This window comes from Acinetobacter sp. SW-226 (assembly GCF_055632855.1).
In genome coordinates this window covers 1,872,910-1,892,260 of the sequence record NZ_CM145752.1, presented here as the reverse complement: position 1 = coordinate 1,892,260, position 19,351 = coordinate 1,872,910, and the positions used below count along the sequence as shown (strand labels likewise).

Sequence of the window (19,351 nt, the reverse complement as noted above, 5' to 3'; positions counted from 1 at the left end):
TGATGATTTATAGGTTCCTATTTTTAATGAAAAAGAAGTAGCTCAGTAAAATACTTTGAAAGCTCTCGAACGAGGAGCAAAACTCGTTTTTTTTAGTGCTAAACCATTATTAAATTAAATGAGGGAACTCAAATGACTTTCAAACGATTTACAAGTGAAGATTCAGCATTGTTATTGATTGACCATCAAGTTGGAACAATGAGCTGGGTTAACTCGATTTCACTTGAAGAGATGAAACGCCATGCAGTTATTTTGGCTAAAACAGCAAAAATTCTGAATATTCCGACTGTACTTACTTCAAGTATGGAAAAATATGCTCAGGGACCTTTGATGGATGAACTGAAAGATAATTTACCTGTTGAGTTCGAAGCGTGTATTAAGCGTCTAGGCATCGTCAACGCAATGGACGATGATATTTTTGCCGCAGCAGTTACAGCAACAGGACGTAAACGTATCATCATTGCGTGGCTAACAAATGACGTATGTACCGTTTATCCAACATTAATGAGGCAAATTGTGCAAGAAATTGTCATGCCTACATTGCAAGGTTAAATAATAGAAGAGAGAGTTATGAATTTAAATTTTCATAACTATCAAATTTTTGATAAAAAGTTTGTCTTAAATTTCGGATTTTTTTATTGGTTTTTACTGCTATAGATAACTGGCGGAAGCAAAATATTCAATACTTCTAAAAGTCATTGGGGTAGGGCTCCAATGACTTAATTACTTCTTTTTTTATAGCAAATTCACTTTATTTCAAAATCTCTAGAAACGTTAATACTGCAATTAAGCCCTCAGAATCTTTTATCTGCTCAGCAGGAATACCGCCTGTTACTTTATTAAATTAAAGTTTTTCATAAAATGTTGATTTAGCCTAATATCGTTACCATTTAAAGCATTTAAAGCATTTAAAGCATTTAAAGCATTTAAAGCATTTAAAGCATTTAAAGCATTTAAAGCATTTAAAGCATTTAAAGATTCTGATAAGTATTAGAGCTCTCTTACCAGATTCAGATTTTGGATCTAATTCTGAATTACAAATTAATCTAAAATCAATTCCAAGAATGGTTGTAAGGTCATCTTGACTAACATTAAGTAAGTCAGTAGCTTTTAATAAAACTTCATTTTCGTTCAAGTTCATAAAAATTAATACTCTAAAAGTTGTATATAAATTACCTTTAAAACTTATTTTAGAGAGTATATTTGAACTGTGCCAAGTATCCTCTAGTAAATGGTGATTAATTAATAATCCACTTATAAGTAGCTAAATTTACACATATATAGTAAAAAATCTACTTAACTAAACAAAAAAAGAATTTTCTACAAAATGAGGATATATGGAACAAGCCAACGTATTAAAAGTTGAAAAGAGTAAGCTCAATAAGCTGTCATTCAATGATCATGAACACACGACCGATTTCAGTTTTTAAATCATGATTGAAGTGTAATTTCTTTTTTATTGAAAAAAATCAAGATCTAGAGAAATCAGTGGACTTCGGCTACCACAATTAAGCACTTTGGCTGAACCATATAGAACCATTGACCAAGTGCATATCTATATCGTAGCTAATATTTAACCTCAATATTTTTTAAACAACACATAAAAGTACACTTTAATAATTTTTGACCTACGTAATGATGTTATATAGACAACAGAATTATTATTACACTTAGTTCGTATAATGTATATTATGTTAAATTGAGTACATGATACTTTAAGTTCATAGATCTCTTTGCTTAACCTAAAATCAATCACTTATATAAAATAATATTTCACATTAAGTTCACTTATGTTTATATTTTATTTACTTCATAAAGTTCTTGGTACTTAGAATGTTTGTCGTAAAAACAATTAAACTTTCAAAAAAGTATTCAAATCAAAATCTCGTGGTTCTATTGTTTGATACTTCAGCTACAGTACCTTGTCTCTATCCTTTACTCTATTCTACAACTGTCCTGCGATTTCAAAGTATTGCCACACAACAATCAGATATGTTGGCACTTAAATTTTGGTATGAATTTTGGTATCAGAAATATTCAACTTTGTTCTGTGAATCATTTTTTTCCTCCAAATATGAACCTGAGATTTTTTTGAATGAAGTCGATAACTTTATTGTTTTCTTAGAAAATAATAAAAAGTTAGAAACAAATTTGATTCGACTTCGATCAAATATTGAGACTAACTATATGACTATTACACAGCGTTTGCGGTCAGTGTTTAAGTACTTCAGGTATCTTTTAGATGGATACTGGAACATACGCTATCAAGATATTAAAATCAAAGAGCTAACAAATCGTAGGAATAAGATAGATTTGTTCTTAATGAACAAAAAAAAGATTTTTAGTAAATTTTCTAAACGTAGTTTAACTGTAAAAAGTGAAATTAATCATAGTTTTAAAAGTTTAACCAATGAAATGGTAGTTATGCTTTATAAAATTATACGTCCAGAGCAGGCAGCTAATATAAATAAAGACAATCCTTTCTCAACAAAATCACATCAACTTCGAAATTTTCTGATTTTGATGTTACTTCTTTCTGCTCATTAATCAGTTTAAAGCCTCTTGCAGGGAACGGAACAGTAACAATACACTCCCCACCAAATTTAAAGGTTATTTTTAAGTTTAATGCTAAAGGTACAACTGCACATTCCACTTGGCACTTATACGATATTCCAGTCTTTTCATAGACTAAGCTTGAATGAGGATTCAAGACTTCAATCTGAATTTCTGCATCTGATTCAATATCAAGTATAGCTTGATTAAGTACAGCACCTGCTCTTACATTCACTTCAAAATATTTTGGTAAAATAACTACTTTCTTTTTGAATAGACTTTCACCTTGTCTATTTTTTAAAGTTAGCATCTGTTGCCCAAGTAACCGATGCAAAGGGATACTTTCAATCTGCTCTTTGCCACAGTACAAAGCATGTGTACCATAGGTTTTTAATGTTGGCTTACCTTTAAATGCTAAACTAGGAGAAGTTTCTAATGTGCTGAGATTGCTCGTTCTAAATAATAACTGCTCATATTCAGCATCAGAATGACCACACTTGATGAGAATTTGGTCACCATCTTGTGTCAGAATCTGTCTTTGACCACTAATTTTATACAACTTAAATGATAAAAACTGACCGACAAACTGCGGGGCTTCTACCAAATCTGTATCTATAAACCTTGCACCAACAGGTAGGCTAATCAAGATTTCAGTCGCTTTAGTTTTTAAAGCACCCTGTGCAATATATTTTGGTTGTTCTTTTATTTCAAAGCCTACAGGTATAGTTTCAAAATCGATTGCACTATCTTCTAATTGAATAAAATCAATAAATACACCATCTACCTCTAAGCACAAATATAATGCCTCGTTATAGGCTTGACGACGAATATTCTTTGAAAACCCTCGGTTAATTTCTGCATTAATTTTATTCTCTGTTAATGAGAGATAAGCAACACATAAAAATTGGCTCTTCTGATTCAAACCTTCCCTAATAACTAGATTCCCACGTGTTCGCATTAACTCAACATCTTCCTTAAGAGTAAATGAGAGTTCTGTTGGCAAATAAACTGTAGTAGATAAAGATTTGAAGTCATACGATAATTGATGACTCGTTTTTAATGCTTGGCGTAATTGGTGATGCTTGGATATCTCTTCTGATGTCGACCTGAATAAATTTCTTAAAAAATCATCGACGATCGTTTGGTTGTCATCAATCGGCAATGGAAATTCATTACGCCAATACTTAGATTGCTGATCTAAAATTGCAATGGGATCATGCTGTGCTGATAACTGACAACTCTCCACTTTCTCAATAATCAACTCCACAACATCAAAAACTAAAGATAGTGTTTCATCATGCTCAAATGCTTGTGGCAACGTTTTTAACTCTTGTTGAATTTCATTTCTTAATTCATCAATATGATATTTATTGTCTAAATATAGAGGTGGTCCCACATGTTTGAACAACTAAAAGCTTATTTATAAGTGATACTCTGCTCTAGTTAAGCTACCTTATTTTGTTGTGGTAGCTGGTCATAGTAAAACTCATCTGGAGTCATTTTGTCCAGACTCGAATGAGGTCGTTTCAAATTATAAAATTCAAAATATGCGTTTAATTGCTTCTTCGCATCCAAAACATTGCTGTAGGCTTTGAGATACACCTCTTCATATTTAACGCTCCGCCATAATCGTTCAACCATCACATTATCAACCCATCGACCTTTACCATCCATACTGATTTGAATGCCATTTGATTTCAATACATCAATAAATGCATCACTGGTAAACTGACTGCCTTGGTCTGTATTAAATATTTCAGGTCGACCATATTTTTCAATAGCTTCATTTAATGTTTCTATGCAAAATATAACCTCCATACTAATCGATACTCTATGCGCAAGTACCTTGCGGCTATGCCAATCAATCACAGCACATAAATAAACAAAGCCTTTTGCCATAGGGATATACGTTATATCCGTAGACCACACTTGATTACTGCGCTGAATAGCCAATCCTTTGAGCAGATATGGATATTTGCGGTGAGCTTGATTAGCCTGGCTTAAATTTGGTTTGCAATATAACGCATTAATGCCCATTTTCTTCATTAAAGTACGTGTATGACGTCGTCCTATATGATGTCCTTGACGATTCAACAAATCACGCATCATCCGGCTACCTGCAAAAGGGTATTGCATATGTAACTCATCCATACACCGCATTAGCTTCAGATCTGATGCACTCACAGGTTTTGGGCGATAGTAATAACAACCACGGGAGACTTTCAGCAGCTGAGCTTGCTTAGATACTGAAATCTGAAGTGAGTCATCGATTAACTTTTGTGGTTGAAGCGGCCCAGTTTCTTCAACACACCTTCTAAAAAATCAATTTCTAATGCCTGCTCACCGATTTTTGCATGTAGTTTTTTTAGATCGATGGGTGGTTCTGTTGGAGCTTTTGATTGATCGAAAGCTTGCGAGGAAGCTGAAATCAGTTGATTTTTCCAGTCGATAATTTGGTTTTGATGAACATCAAATTCAGCACTCAATTCAGCAAGTGTTTTTTCTGCTTTAATCGCAGCAAGTGCTACCTTAGCTTTAAAATCATTTGAATGATTTCTTCTTGGTCTACGTGCCATAAAATACTCCATATATTGATGTTTATAACATCATTTGGGGAGCAAAATATCACTTATAAGTGTTGTTCAAATTTCCTGATCCACCTCTATATAAAGAGGTTACTTTTTGGAAAATCGCAATATAACGATTCCCATCTTCTTTTAACAAGCGTGAAGGAAATCCCCCCTCTTTAAAAATCGAACCTAAGTAATTATTGGCTTTACTATATTTAATAATCGGGCGTTTCCAAAATCTCAGGCCCTTGATTACAACTTCATTTCTTGTATTTACAGGTAAGTCGACGATATCTAATGCAGTTAAAATCGGATCCCATGTCCATTTTGCAGTATATTCACGTCTAAACCACTCGGCAGCATACAATGTAAATAACTTAGCCCATTCATCGCCTATATGATTTAGATTTTGGAATGGGAAACTTTTTTTAAGAATGTTTTCAATTTCTTTAAATTCCCCAAACGATAATTGATATTGATAAAGTACACGCCCATCAGAAGATGCTAATCCTCTTGTTGTTAATATCTGCTCTAAATATTTTCTAGGGCTAAAATTTAAACTGCTCATTATTAAAACACTCGAATTTTAAATATTACTTACAACTATCTGTAATTTTATTATGCTTTTATAACAAGTCATCCCCAGTAACAGCATACCATTTTACATTTTTTTTATTAAGAAAAATCTTTTGTAAACAAGCCTAAAAACTAAACGAAAAAACCACCTTAAGGTTGTCTGGTGAAGCATTACCAATTAATTTTATCCCATACCTGCTAGTTATTCGCACCTAATCGTTTCTGCGCTTCATTTGAGAATCTAAGGTTTAAAAAAATGCCACTTATTTATGGCATTTTTAATTTGCTTTGATATTAACGTCCTATAATCTTTTGAAGATGACTGCAATTGTTAGGCTCATTATAGGCAGCATAACCTATAAGATATTGATTCAAAATTTTACCAATGTGATTGATCGTATTCCGATCCTTTGTAAAAAAGCCGATAGGCATCGTTACTGGCAATCTTTCTGTATCAGTCACATGATAACTAATAGCCACCAATTCATTTTCTATGTGTAATATTTCCACATTCCCATCACAAAACCCTTCTCTTACACCATTCAGTAACTTTGCATAAGGTTTGAAAATATTTAACCAAGTTTTAGCAGCATGTTTATCATACTGATTCCCTATGGGTAAAAAGACTTTTGCTGTTAGTCCTTTATCATCCCTGAAAGCCTCTTGCACAGATTCAAATGCAACCCCAATTTTTGAAGTCATACCCCAAAATGGATTCGAAGGTGCAATCCATGTCAGTTGTAACGCATTGTTAGATTTATTTGATACTTGCTGATGTTTAGAAATCATTTGGATTTCTTTTTCCAGTACTTTCCAATTTTCTTCCTGATAAATTGGGCCTAAAAGTAAATTATAATTTACTCCACCAACAATCTCACCAACTAAGCCATCTTGCAGATCAACTAAACTTTTTATTTGACATTTCTCATCCAAGAACTGTGCTGTATAACGATCCCCGAATAACTCTAGTACTTTAATAATTTCCTTAGCATTGTTAGCACGTTTCATTTGATTTAAGTGCTCTGCGAGCAAAGAATGTATTTGATCAGAATTACTCAAATTAGAGAATTTTTCTAACAATACTGGATCACCTTTGTGGTCAATTTTAAAGTCAACTTTAATTCGTAATGGGCTATTAAAAGTAGGGATCACAGAGTTAATCATATATAAATGAGGTCGATGTTTTTCTTTTGTTACAGAATTAGGGAGATAATTATTTTCTGCAATTTGGAAAAATTCATCTTGGAACTCTGTTTTCACATATTCAGTTGCATAAGCTAAGTGCTCTGGAGGAGCATTTAATCTCAAACCACAAGCCCAATTATTTAGACCACCATTCTGATCGCTTTTGAAATAGCTAAATGTTGCTAAATCAAATTTAATTTTAGCTGTACTTTCCTCAATCGTAGTTAAGCTTACGTCTGAGGCAACGTCAGTAAATAATTTGTTTGCTAATTCAGTAAGTCCCAAGCGACCGTCAGAATTTAATTTTATAAAATCCTGTTCAATTAAATCATCGATCGCTTCTGTTACTTCAATATCACTTAACCCAAAATACACGGCAATTTGCATTTTGGTCATCGGTGCAATATTAATAAGTCGTAATATATATTCTCGAATAAAGGATAAACCTTTACAAGAAACATAGGAAAAGTTCACAATAAATTCTTGTGAGGGTATTAAAAAATCAATTTCTTGGTACTTAAATTGTGAACTCATACCATTTCTCCTTTAAGAGATCTAGATAGGATAAAACGGTATCCTTCATCTTTGCCTTGTTCTTCCATATGTTTTACCACTTTCCCAAATGGCAAATCTTTATTTCGTCCACACCAAATATTTTTGTTGCCAACTACAATCAATCGATCCATCGCACGAGATAAAGCAACATTAATACGATTTGGCATATCCATAAATCCAGGACTATTAAATTTATCAGAACGAGTAATTGAAACAATAATGATGCGATTTTCCTTGCCTTGATAACTATCAACCGTATCAATGTTTACTAGGTCTTTAAATCCTTCAGGCCATGCATTTTGATTAAATAACTGGTGTAAATAGCGTTTTTGTTCTGCATACATACATATCACGCCTATGGCAGCATCAGATTTACGAACACTATTCAGATAACCAATCAAATCTTCATCTTCAGCAATTTGCTTTAATATGGTAATGATCGCTTTCGCTTCCTCTTTATTACGAATTTTTCCTCGATTTTGATTAACTTCTGTATGGTATGCGTCGCGTCCCATATCAGATGTATCTACCCACGTCACAGTTGAATATAAGACATCAGCGCTTTGCTTATACTGTTCTGAAATAAAACGTCCAGAAGATTTTAATTTACCTTTATAAAAGATTTCTGAAACAAGTTTTCCGATAGGTGTAGCCATACGGTATTGTGTCCAAAGGGATTCACTCGCTTGCTGACCATATTCTGAATTAAATGCTCGATCAAAGTCACTTTTGAGCAAATCATCAATTTCATCATAATTGCCATGTCCAAGCTGAATTCCTAGTTTTCTAGCAATTACCTTTTTTTGCTCAGGCAGATAGTTTGGAGGTAATTGATGGTGATCACCAACCAATAACACTCGCTTTCCTGATTGCATTGCAATCGCAAGTTCTCCTGATTGAGAACGAGCTGCCTCATCAATTATTATCCAGTCATATATGTTTTCTCTAATATTGAGATGACCTTGTCCAATTCCCACACATGTACCGATCACTAGTTGTCGAGAACGGGCGTAAAATTCATCGTAATTTACATAGTCACCTGATAGAGTATCAATCATTTCCTTAGTGACTTTTGCTAAAGCACTGACCCGTTGGGTTTCTTGAGTATTCAGTCCAAATCTAATACTTAATGCCTTAATAATGCTGTTTTTTAATTGAAAATCTATTGGGGTTTTCGATGAAATATCTACATTGAACTCATTTAGACTTTCCCAGCGAATTGATGCTTCAAGCTCTTTGATCTGGGCATACAGATCAAAATCCATGTTTTCTTTAGGTGTTTTTGAATGCTCATGTTCAGTAATGTTTTTAAATATTTTTTTCAACCTGAGCAAATCATCAATTTGCTTAAATAGTTGTAGTTCGAGCTCGACCACTTTCACCATTACATCTGATTGCAGACCCAATGCTGTTGTCAAAGAAGATATACGTGTTTTCAATTCTGCTAAAAACAATTCACGTTTTTCTGTGGTAATAGCCTTAGAAAATACGTCTTTCAAACCATCTCGATACTGTGGTGTCACGATTACTAAATCGTACAACTTCTAGTGGTGTTTGCAAACGAGCACAGTGTTTACGTATACGCTCTGCAGCATTATTTACTGCTTCATGAGATTGACTTACTAAAAGGATATTTTTTACATTTTGCTTTTCAATCAGATAATGTACAAATGCTGCAATAAATTCTGTTTTACCTGTTCCTGGAGGTCCTTGTAATAATGAAAGAGGGCCACTATTAATCAATTTTTGAAAAGCTTCTCGTTGTTGAGAGTTTAGACTAATCTGATTGCCATGGTCATCTATGCGATTGTAACGAGCAAAATCAGTATCTGTAATCTGTATATCGTATTCATTCGCTTGAGTATTGCACTCTGGATCAAACAAATCGGCTAAATTTGAAATAACACTTTGTTTATTTAAAATACGTTCAATAGCGTGTTTACGTTTTCTTAACGATGCATTGCTTTGCATTGAACGAAAATAAATTATATCGCCTTCTTCCGGTGGATATCGAGTATTTTTAACCTTTGTAATGTGTACTTCGTGAAGGCTAGATGCTTTTAAATCTACTTCCCCTATTTTAAATTCTTTTATGAACTCTTTAGCTAGTTCATCATTAAATTCAACCTGTTCAGGTCTTTTCCCCTCAGCCTTTAAAGCCTTGTAGTCGATTTTTGCGATAAAAGCATAAACCTTATCGGTATCTGAATCATCAAAGCTTTCTAAAGGGTCCTTTACTGCATCATAAGGACAGACAAAAGTATCGCCTTGAACAGATGCCGTTTCTTTGAGCTCAATTGATGGGGCTGCATCAATTTCAGCATCTAAAATAGCAGTCCACAATTTATGGGTATTAAATTTGTTTGATGTAGATATTGATGATTTATCATGCTGCTCACTTTCAATAGCATAGCTCGATACAACTATCGGTTGTATAGATTGTACTGAATCGATCAAGTTTGAGAGTGCTTGAGTAACATCTATCTCTTCTCCAGATACTGCCTGTTGCGTCTTTTGTAGATGAGCTTGCTCTTGTATAGCAATATGATCTTGAAGAGATGACTCAACCATCTCGATAAAATCGGCTTGCATCATAAGATAATTAGCAAGTTCTACATGATTACGGTGATCAGATGCTTTGATTTGTATCTCTATATTTAAGCTTGTTTGGCTATTTTCCTTTTCTTTTGCGGATAAATAATCTTTTTTACGAGGTGCATAACCGCCAAAGATTTTTTTGGAACTCCGAGTTAAATCATATTGCAAAGTGTATGAACCACCAATTCCATTAAAAATTAAGCTAGCTATATGATCTCGCCCTTCCGTACGAGTTGTGATTCCAACATACATCTGCATATTTTCAGGATAAATCGTAAAGTCTTCTTGTACACGGTCATCATACACAGTAACAAATTGCTTTGATTTATCACCTAGATTGTCAAAAGCCTGCTTAAATCGCGCAATCCCTTTAAATCCAAATTCTTCATCTTTCAATTCATTTTGAATTGCTTCAGCAAGTTTTGAATAGATTTCAGATCCCTCACCAAAACTAAAGCCTAGAATCTCGCTCGCCAATTTCATAACTGCGTAATTATCACGCTGATAAGCATCAGCATCATATCGTTCTGGCGCATATTGAGTATTTCTAGACTCGTCTCCGGATAAGTTAAAGTCTGGGATATCAATTAGATAAATTTGACTACTATTTGTATCGAATAAAATATTTTCATCATGCAAATCACCGTGAACTACATGTAAGTCATGAAGCTCTTCAATTACTGAGATCAATTTACCAATATCTGCCAATCTTTCATCATGGCTAATTTCAACAGTCTCATTACTAGATTGATTATATTTCTGACGCCACGATTCGCTATCCGCAATATACTCTGTCACAAGAAAAAGACTGGAAGACTTTTGTGCAATTCCAAATTCTTCAATTCGCGGAATATATGGAGAATTAATTGATTTTAGCTTTTCTATTTTTTTAATAAATTTATGGATTTGAAAAGCTTCAATATCAGATGCATTAATTCCACCAGTATTGAGCCAAGCCTTTACGATAAATCCGTTTGAGCAGTACACTTCTTTTTCATCAGTTTCAACAAAGAAATCAATGTCATCAGAAGGTCTAAATTGACGAGAATGGTTAATACTATGGCGATATGGTTCTAACAATTTCGCATCAAAAGTTAGTATCTCAGCACGCTTAGGTTCTGCAGCTTGAAATGCTGTTAAAAATTCTAAAGCATCTTTAAACGCCTTATTGAAAATTGCGTCATATAGTACAGGTGCATAGAAAGCAGGACTTTTTTTTAGGGCACTTTGTAGTGATAGCAGAGTGTCTTGGGAAATACGTTGTCCACTCAACAAATGCCAAAGCATAATCGCCAAAGCATATACATCTGATTCAAAAGGGGTGTTGAATTTTTGATTTTCACTTTCATCCCCGATTGCTTCAATTGCACCAACAGCTAGTTGCTCTCGATAATCGCCTACTGTACCAACAGGCTTGAAATAGGCACATGCCAAATTAGATATTACAATTGTTTTCGATTGAGAGAGCCACAGACTATGAGTATTAATATCACGGTGTGCAACTTGTACTTTATGTAGTGAAACGAATTGAGCTAATAAAATTTTAGCAATTGCCAGTAAATCTGCTTCGCTATATAAACTCGCATATTTACCTATAAATTCATTAAAACGGAAATGATTAGATGGAAATTCGAACAGTTCAGCACTTATCGTAGTCACCTCATCTGGATCAAATGGGGTCAATGATCTTAAACAATGATTATATAGTTCCTGGTTGTGATTTTTTAAATACTGTAGGACATTTCGTTCTCTTGAAACAATTTGTCCACGACCGTTTGGAGTCGATCCTTTCACCCCAGAAACTTTACTAAAGTCCCACCAGCGAAGAAGTGCTTCATTTCTAAATTCACCTTTCGTGACTGCATAATATTCTTTATAAATCCCTTTCGGATGATCAAATATCACATCTTCAGCTGTATATCCACCAACATTAAGTGATCTAGCCTTTGTTTGATTCCCCAAAAACAACTCATCAAAGATATCAAAATCTTGGTTCACAGTACGTTGCAGCGGGTGGTTTGTAGGAAATTTATTATTAAATTCTGAGGCATTAGCTAGTTTTAAGAAATCGTCGAGCGAAATTGTTAGATCTTTATCTAGCCCTTGTAGCTGGCTAAAGTCTGCATCTCCAGTCATAACTACCATGTATTTAATAAATGGAACTCGGCCTTTATTTGTAAACTTACTTCTATATTTTTCTAATTTGTTTTGTAACGTAAATACTTTATTTTTAGTTACTGTGACTGGAGAGGTACCCATATCACGATCACCTTTATACCAGCGACCATTAACACATGTAATCGGTTGATGATTCCAGTCTTTAAGCTCTACAATAATTACATTACAATGCGTTACGATAACAAGATCGAATTCGCCTTCTTTACCTTTTGAATTGGTAAAACGAAATCCAGCATATCCTTTCCAGGGGAACATCTTTCCCTGCTTAGAAAAAGTAGCTTTAATTTTGTCGATAGCAATAATTTCTTGCGGTTGAAGTCCGCCTTCCCAAATTTTAATATCCAAAATGCCCCTCTTAGAATCTTAAAGATCAATTTTATTAATGATTAAAATTAAAATACTATAAGTGGATAAGGGCTTTTTTTCTATCATTTTTCTCTCTGTACACGACAAAAATAGATAACTCATTGAAATAATGGCATAATACTTGTTTTCTGACGACGAATATGATGACACATTTCAATGAGTTACATCTCATCTTAAACAAATATCTAAAGTGGAACAAGTCACATGTAAAATGTTTTACACTGATTATGATTGCATTAATTGTAAAACAGACCTGTAATCTTTCTTCTGCATCTAAAGCCTTACCCATCAAGTGCTTACCACAATCATTTTATCGACGTATACAACGCTTCTTTGCAGGTCAGTATTTTGATTATCGTCAAATTTCTCAGTTGATTTTCAATATGTTTTCATTCGACAAAGTGCAACTGACTTTAGATAGAACCAATTGGAAATGGGGAAAACGAGATATCAATATCTTGATGTTAGCCATCGTCTATCGTGGAATAGCGATACCTATTGTTTGGACATTGCTCAATAAACGTGGAAATTCAGATACAAAAGAGCGTATTGCTTTGATTCAACGCTTTATCTCTATTTTTGGTAAAGACCGTATTGTGAATGTGTTCGCAGACAGAGAATTTATCGGTGAGAAATGGTTTACATGGTTAATTGAAAATGACATCAACTTCTGTATACGTGTTAAAAAAACTTTATTGTGACCAATCACTTAGCCAGGAATCATAAAATTAGTGATTTATTTCGTCATCTTCAAGTTGGTCAAACTGAATGTCGTAAACGACGTATTTGGGTTGGTCGAGTGAAACTGTATATTAGTGCGCTACGATTAGAAGATGGGGAACTTTTACTTGTTGTTTCTCCTATGTTTAATGCTTCTGCTATTCGTGATTATGCATTACGCTGGGAAATCGAAACCTTATTTAGTTGTCTCAAAGGACGTGGATTCAATCTTGAAAATACTCGTTTAACAGACCCTGGACGAGTCAAGAAATTGATAGCAGTGCTAGCTATCGGTTTCTGTTGGTGCTATTTAACAGGTGAATGGCAACATGATCAAAAAAAAGCGATAAAAATAAAGAAGCATGGACGACTCTCAATGAGTTTATTTCGCTATGGTTTAGACTATGTTCAAATGGCGATTCAGCGTTTAATTGGTTTTGGGAAAAAAGAAGAGTTTAAGGAAATTTTGGCAATTTTAAGAAGGCAGAATCCTGATAGGATAAGGGTTCTGTGAAATTTGTCGTGTACAGAGCATTTTTCTAATAAAATCGTACATTTAGTATACTTTTATTTCTCATTTTGAATCGTTTTATACTTTTTATTTATCGCAAACTCATGATCTATTTCATCAATTAAAAAATATTCATCTTTTTTAATTGATCTCTCCTATATAATGTAAGTAATTGTTTATAATAAAAATGATGAAAAGTAGTAGCCTTTGCAATCTAGTTGGAAATATATATGTCAAATAATTTTCTTTTATTGAAGTCTGATTGGACAGATCTCTTTAACTATGCTGTTAAAGCTAAAAATAATATTTCAGAAGATCCCAGTATTGCCTGTGTACACATGCGTTGCTTTGTTGAGCACCTTGTAGATGCGCTTTATCAACATTTAAATTTAAGCACTCCCCAACCAAGTAGCCTATTTACATGTCTTGATCAGCATGAATTTAAACAACTCGTTCCTAAAGTCATTCAATCGGGTTTGCATACGGTCAGAATGATCGGTAACAAAGCAGCGCATGGGAAGCACATTGAAAGTCAAATAGCAATTGATCTGTTAGCAGATTTAAATGATCTCACGACTTGGTTTATTCATTTTATGTCTCAACAAACTAAAATATCTCGTGTTGAGAGTACGCAGCAGCATCAATCTAGCTCAACGGATTCTACTCATATTTTAGATGAATTATTACAAATCAAAACTGGTGAAACACAGCAGTTACAGGTCTTAGAACAACCTCAATTACGCAGTAAATATCACCTACAATTGCTTGATAGCTTTGCTGAATATGACTTAACTAATGATCAGCAAAAGTTGGTTCGACAATTGAATCAATTTTTAAGCGCTAAGGATTCACAAATATTTTTATTAAAAGGTTATGCAGGTACAGGTAAAACTTTTATTACCAAAGGCTTAACTGAATATTTTAAAAGTATCAGACGTAATTACGTATTAACTGCACCAACAGGTAAAGCAGCAAAGGTGATTGAACAAAAAACAGGTTCTAAAGCATCAACTATTCATAAGGCAATTTATGCCATCAACGACATCAAACAATATAAAGAAGAAGTTGAAGGATCAGAAACGTATAAGTTTTACGCCAGTTTAGCAGCCAATGATGATCCTGTAGATACAGTCTATATTATTGATGAAGCCTCTATGGTGTCTGATCACTATCAAGAATCAGAATTTTTTAGATTTGGTTCTGGATATTTATTACAAGACTTATTGGAATACATCAATTTAGACCATAATGACCATCAAAAGAAAATCATTTTTATTGGAGATAATGCCCAATTACCACCTGTGGGGATGAACCTCTCTCCTGCACTTTCAGAACATTACTTAACAACTGAATATGGTGTACAGCTAATAGGCTATGAGCTGAAAGAAGTGGTTCGCCAAAAAAGTGAAAGTGGTGTGCTTTACCATGCCTCGCAGTTAAGACAAGCCATGGAAAATAACGTGTTTAACCAATTGGTGATTGAAACTAATTTTGAGGATGTGCATCGCCTCCATTATGATGAATTTATGTCATCTTATTTGGCGATTTCCAATGGAAAAATGAGTGCTGATACAATTGTGCTTGCCCAATCCAATGCCGATGTTGCAGCCTACAATCAAAGAATTCGTGAGTACTTTTTTCCTGAGAAAATAGAATTACAACCGCGCGATAAAATTATTGTGGTGAATAATTATTATGATCCTGTATCAGGGAAAATGATCGCCAATGGCGAGTTTGGTATGGTGAAACAAGTGCATGGAGAAAAAGAAATTCGTCATGTTACCATCAGATGCAAAAATAAAAATACCGAACAGGTCGAAGAAATTGCCATTGAATTGCTTTTTCGTGATGTGCAATTGGTCTTAAAAGATTTAGATGGCAGACCTTTTTACATCGACTGTAAAATCATAGAAAACTTATTAGACAGTGCGCATGCTGATTTGGTTTCGGATGAGAGCAAAGCTATTTATGTGGATTTTTGCATTCGTCACCCACGCTTAAAACCAAATTCTGTTGAATTTAAAGACACTTTAAAAGCAGATCCGTATTTTAATGCATTAAAAATTAAATATGGTTATGCCATCACCTGTCATAAAGCACAAGGTAGTGAATGGAAGCATGTCTTTGTGAAATGTAAAACCCATACCAATCCATTAAGTGCTACATATTTTAGATGGTTTTATACTGCCATTACCCGAACATCAGCCGAATTACATTTGATTGATCCACCAAATATTCCTTTAGGCGGTGGCTTAACACCTATTCAACCAAGCTATATTCCTGAGCATCTACAACAGACAGCATCAGATTTAAAGGATGAGCTACATCCTACCGATGATGTAACAGTGACAGCAACTTGCGATAAACAACAGCATGATCAAGCTATTGCACTAGGTATTCCTCAAGACAATGCCTGTTTGATGTCTATTTTTAACCGAGTGCAAGCGTTGATTGCAGGCAGCGAGTTTCGTATTTTAGAAATTAAACATCAGCAATATCAGGAAGCTTACCGTTTTGTGGATCATTACAATGATGTAATTAAAATAGCGATTCACTATAACTCAAAACACAACGTCAGTAGCGTAAGTACACAAAACATGTCTGCAAACAGTTCAAAGTTAGAACAGCGATTATCTGCTTTAAAATGTCCAACTGCGAGCATGACACCGGAAGCAGAGGATACAACCATAACGTTTGAGCAAGAGTTTTTAGCACAATTTCATCAACGTCTTCTAAATCTATGTGAATCTAGATCAGTTGAAATTATGCAAGTACAGCAAAAGGAATGGTATCAAATTTATACATTTAAAAAACAAAAAGATATTGCTGTTTTTAAAATTTGGTACAATGCAAAACAACGCTTTTCTCGCTTCCAAGCCGAACTAAAGCAGTGTTCTTCAATGCCATTTGTCCAAGAAATTAATCAGTTATTAACAGAAGATTTAGCCGTATGAGTATGAGTCAGGAAATTTTTGCACTGCGTAAAGCACAACAGCTTGATGAGGCTTATCTTCTTGTAAATGAACTCATCGCTCAGGATACAAATGATGCCTGGGAAATCAAAGCCTGTGCATGGTGCTTAATTGATTTGATCAAACGGGAAGCGCAAATGCCGCACTCTGCCTTGTTGCCAACTTTGCGCCAGCAACTTGTTATACTTAAGATTGACCCCAAAGATGATATTTTAAAAAAGCAATTGGATAGCTTGCAATCTTTAACAAGTCCCTTTGGGCAAGATGTGCTACGGGCAAAAGCTTTAGCCAAAGATAAGAATTATCCTGAATCACTTGCAATCTATCGTGTGATTTTTAACCAACATACTGTCGATGATCAGCAATTACACATGTCTTATGGTTGGACATTATATCAATATGGCAAAGCCTTATGGACTGCAAATCCACAACAGCAGGCAAACACAGTTAAATATCTGTTAAATGAATATTTTCGGCTCAATACAGAAAAGCCTTCGATCTTACATAGCTGTATTCTAAAACTCGCACGAAGTTTAGCTAAAGAAGGACAATTAAGAATTGCACCATTTTTTCGGATGTGGGGCAATCAGTTTATGGATGAGGATTATCAAGCATCTGAAGATAAAAATAACACTACCTATCCCCCATTTGCAGAAACTATTTTACAAATGGTGGCAAAAGAAGCTATTCGTGCCAATGATCGAGAACTATTACATTTCATATTACCTCGTCTGCAACAAGGTATTGAAAAATTTAATGATAATATTTGGTTTAAATATTATTTGGCGAAAACATTTTTGGCTTTAGGGCAACATCAAGAAGCGAGAGTCTTTTGCATCAACGTATGTAAAGCAAAACAATCAGAATCTTGGGCATGGGGTTTACTTGCCGAAGTTTATCGAGATCATGACAGCAACATGGCCTTAGCCTGTTATTGCAAAGCATTATTGTGTAAAAATGAAGAGAAGTTAAAAATCAATCTTCGCAAACAATTGGCTCAAATGTTGATGGTACAAGGATTATATCCTGAAGCCAAATTTGAAATTCTGACCGTATTACAGAATAGTGATAAAATCCAATCAGACCTTATGTCTTTAACCCAACAGGATTGGTATCAGCATACTGAAGTGGCACATGACAATCTAGAATTTTATCGCCAGCATGCAGATCATGTTGATGATATTGTGTATGAAAATCTGCCATGGTTAAACGCCAATATGGGAGATAAATTTGTCATTCCAGACACGAAAAAAACCAAGTATAAAATCTTTATTAAAACTGAACATGATACGGTTGAAGCTTCGGTTTCCGAACATCAAATTAAAAAATTAAATGCCATTATGGGACAACCTTTACAGGTAAAAGGTGAATTTGATGAAAAAAATATCTTTCGTGTGTATTTAGTTAGTCAGCGAACCACAGGTGAAACATGGGATGCACTTTCAACTTATTTGGCTGTGGTGGATAGTGTCAATCATGAGAAAAAGTTTTTCATTTTATTATCGATAAAACTAGGGATGGTGTGGTTCCTTTCAAAGCGACAAATCACAAAGTGCAAGAAGGTGATATCATTGAAGTAGCAACGGCAACTTATACATCGAAATCAGGTACACGCCTACGTGTAATCAATTTACAGCCAAGTATACAAAATCCATCTATAGATATTTTGAAAATCTTTCATAAAGAATTTGTTGAAAAGAATGGAAATGTAGGGTTCACCTCATACGATTATTTTATCCCGCCCTACTTAATGGAGAAACATCAACTGATTTCTGGAAATCGTATATCTGGTCAGGCAGTAATGAATTTTGATAGTAAGAAAAAAAAATGGGGATGGAAGGTCATAACGATTACTGAAAAGTTAGCGCCTGAATCATATGATGATGAAGTTGATTTTGATGAACAAGAAACTTGATAGTATTGATGATAAATTCTTTTGCTCCTCTTTGTATTTGATGTTAGGGGTGAATTTACTTGATCAATCACAATCTTTACATCTGAACTCGCATTCCCACCTCACTTTGATTCTGCCCATTCTTATAGATATTTACTGATTTATCAATAAACCTATTATATAATTTTGAAAAGTGCTTCTTACGAAAATACATATGAAATATGAAAAAAATTTTATTAGAACGCAACTTATGGAATTAAAGTCTACAAATGAAAAATCTCCAATTACATTTACTGGCCGATATAAACATACAGAATCGCAAGACTACATCACCTTAACAACTATTAGAGTCCATAAAAAAGAAATTGGGAAACAAAAAACTATATGTAATCATATAAACTTAAAAAAATCATCTATTCCGAAAAATATGATTTTTGATGTTAATGTACACAACAGGAAAGTATATTTTGTAGGTGATGTTATTTTATATGAACATGATGGCAAAGTACGTGCAGGAATACAGCTTATTGATAAACCTAATGAAATTATTATTTGGTTTGCAGATCATAAATTAAACTTCGATAAGTGAAAATATCAATAGTACTGTTTACATTCTACTTAATTCATTTCGTAAATTTCTTATGCTATTTTAAATATCTTGCAAGTATTATTT

At 34.0% G+C, this 19,351-nt stretch carries 13 protein-coding genes; 7 read left to right on the top strand and 6 right to left on the bottom strand.

Features of this window, described 5'->3' with window-relative positions; all coding sequences use genetic code 11:
- Nucleotides 1-132: 132 nt before the first annotated feature.
- Together ACZ8ZH_RS09050 and ACZ8ZH_RS09045 are read left to right on the top strand one after the other, a co-directional pair.
- Entirely contained in the window at nt 133-552 is a 420-nt protein-coding gene (locus ACZ8ZH_RS09050) for a cysteine hydrolase family protein (protein ID WP_228199437.1), read from the top strand.
- Nucleotides 553-1,833: 1,281 nt separating this feature from the next.
- Complete coding sequence (locus ACZ8ZH_RS09045) at nt 1,834-2,547, top strand: integrase (RefSeq protein ID WP_119063987.1); 714 nt, start codon at nt 1,834-1,836, stop codon at nt 2,545-2,547.
- On the opposite strand, the gene ACZ8ZH_RS09040 is transcribed toward ACZ8ZH_RS09045, so the two are convergent.
- The 6 genes from ACZ8ZH_RS09040 to ACZ8ZH_RS09015 all read right to left on the bottom strand — a co-directional run bounded on the left by ACZ8ZH_RS09040 (nt 2,459) and on the right by ACZ8ZH_RS09015 (nt 12,560).
- A complete protein-coding gene (locus tag ACZ8ZH_RS09040; RefSeq protein WP_470247920.1) occupies nt 2,459-3,949 on the bottom strand; it encodes an STY4851/ECs_5259 family protein in 1,491 nt (496 codons plus the stop codon). The two genes, ACZ8ZH_RS09045 and ACZ8ZH_RS09040, sit on opposite strands and share 89 nt — an antisense overlap.
- Before the next feature lie 47 nt (nt 3,950-3,996).
- Nucleotides 3,997-5,129 (bottom strand): IS3 family transposase gene (locus ACZ8ZH_RS09035; RefSeq protein WP_249891046.1). Its coding sequence is split into 2 segments (ribosomal slippage): nt 3,997-4,877 and nt 4,877-5,129, totalling 1,134 coding nucleotides; the frame shifts between segments, so codons are not numbered across the junction.
- A 49-nt stretch (nt 5,130-5,178) separates the two neighbouring features.
- Entirely contained in the window at nt 5,179-5,691 is a 513-nt protein-coding gene (locus tag ACZ8ZH_RS09030; protein WP_470247919.1) for an STY4851/ECs_5259 family protein, read from the bottom strand.
- 302 nt (nt 5,692-5,993) lie between these two features.
- On the bottom strand, nt 5,994-7,418 hold the full coding sequence (locus tag ACZ8ZH_RS09025; RefSeq protein WP_470247918.1) for a hypothetical protein: 1,425 nt from the start codon (nt 7,416-7,418) through the stop codon (nt 5,994-5,996).
- A complete protein-coding gene (locus ACZ8ZH_RS09020) occupies nt 7,415-8,962 on the bottom strand; it encodes an AAA domain-containing protein (RefSeq protein ID WP_470247917.1) in 1,548 nt (515 codons plus the stop codon). The genes ACZ8ZH_RS09025 and ACZ8ZH_RS09020 overlap by 4 nt, the downstream gene beginning before the upstream one ends.
- Entirely contained in the window at nt 8,919-12,560 is a 3,642-nt protein-coding gene (locus ACZ8ZH_RS09015) for an AAA domain-containing protein (RefSeq protein ID WP_470247916.1), read from the bottom strand. The genes ACZ8ZH_RS09020 and ACZ8ZH_RS09015 overlap by 44 nt, the downstream gene beginning before the upstream one ends.
- 164 nt (nt 12,561-12,724) lie before the next feature.
- Between ACZ8ZH_RS09015 and ACZ8ZH_RS09010 the strand changes: the two genes are divergently transcribed.
- The 5 genes from ACZ8ZH_RS09010 (at nt 12,725) to ACZ8ZH_RS08990 (ending at nt 19,267) form a co-directional block, all read left to right on the top strand.
- A protein-coding gene (locus ACZ8ZH_RS09010; protein ID WP_470247926.1) for an IS4 family transposase occupies nt 12,725-13,815 on the top strand; the annotation gives its coding sequence in 2 pieces (ribosomal slippage) (nt 12,725-13,265 and nt 13,265-13,815; 1,092 coding nt in all).
- A gap of 227 nt (nt 13,816-14,042) precedes the next feature.
- Nucleotides 14,043-16,766: an ATP-dependent DNA helicase gene (locus ACZ8ZH_RS09005; RefSeq protein WP_470247915.1), complete on the top strand. Its 2,724-nt coding sequence runs from the start codon at nt 14,043-14,045 to the stop codon at nt 16,764-16,766.
- Nucleotides 16,763-18,364 carry a DUF7017 domain-containing protein gene (locus ACZ8ZH_RS09000; RefSeq protein WP_470247914.1) on the top strand — a complete coding sequence of 534 codons (1,602 nt, stop codon included), beginning with the start codon at nt 16,763-16,765 and terminating at the stop codon, nt 18,362-18,364. The genes ACZ8ZH_RS09005 and ACZ8ZH_RS09000 overlap by 4 nt, the downstream gene beginning before the upstream one ends.
- Nucleotides 18,307-18,699 carry a hypothetical protein gene (locus ACZ8ZH_RS08995; protein WP_470247913.1) on the top strand — a complete coding sequence of 131 codons (393 nt, stop codon included), beginning with the start codon at nt 18,307-18,309 and terminating at the stop codon, nt 18,697-18,699. The genes ACZ8ZH_RS09000 and ACZ8ZH_RS08995 overlap by 58 nt, the downstream gene beginning before the upstream one ends.
- A 193-nt stretch (nt 18,700-18,892) precedes the next feature.
- Nucleotides 18,893-19,267, top strand: coding sequence for a hypothetical protein (locus ACZ8ZH_RS08990; protein WP_119063982.1), 375 nt, complete (start codon nt 18,893-18,895; stop codon nt 19,265-19,267).
- Nucleotides 19,268-19,351: the final 84 nt, after the last annotated feature.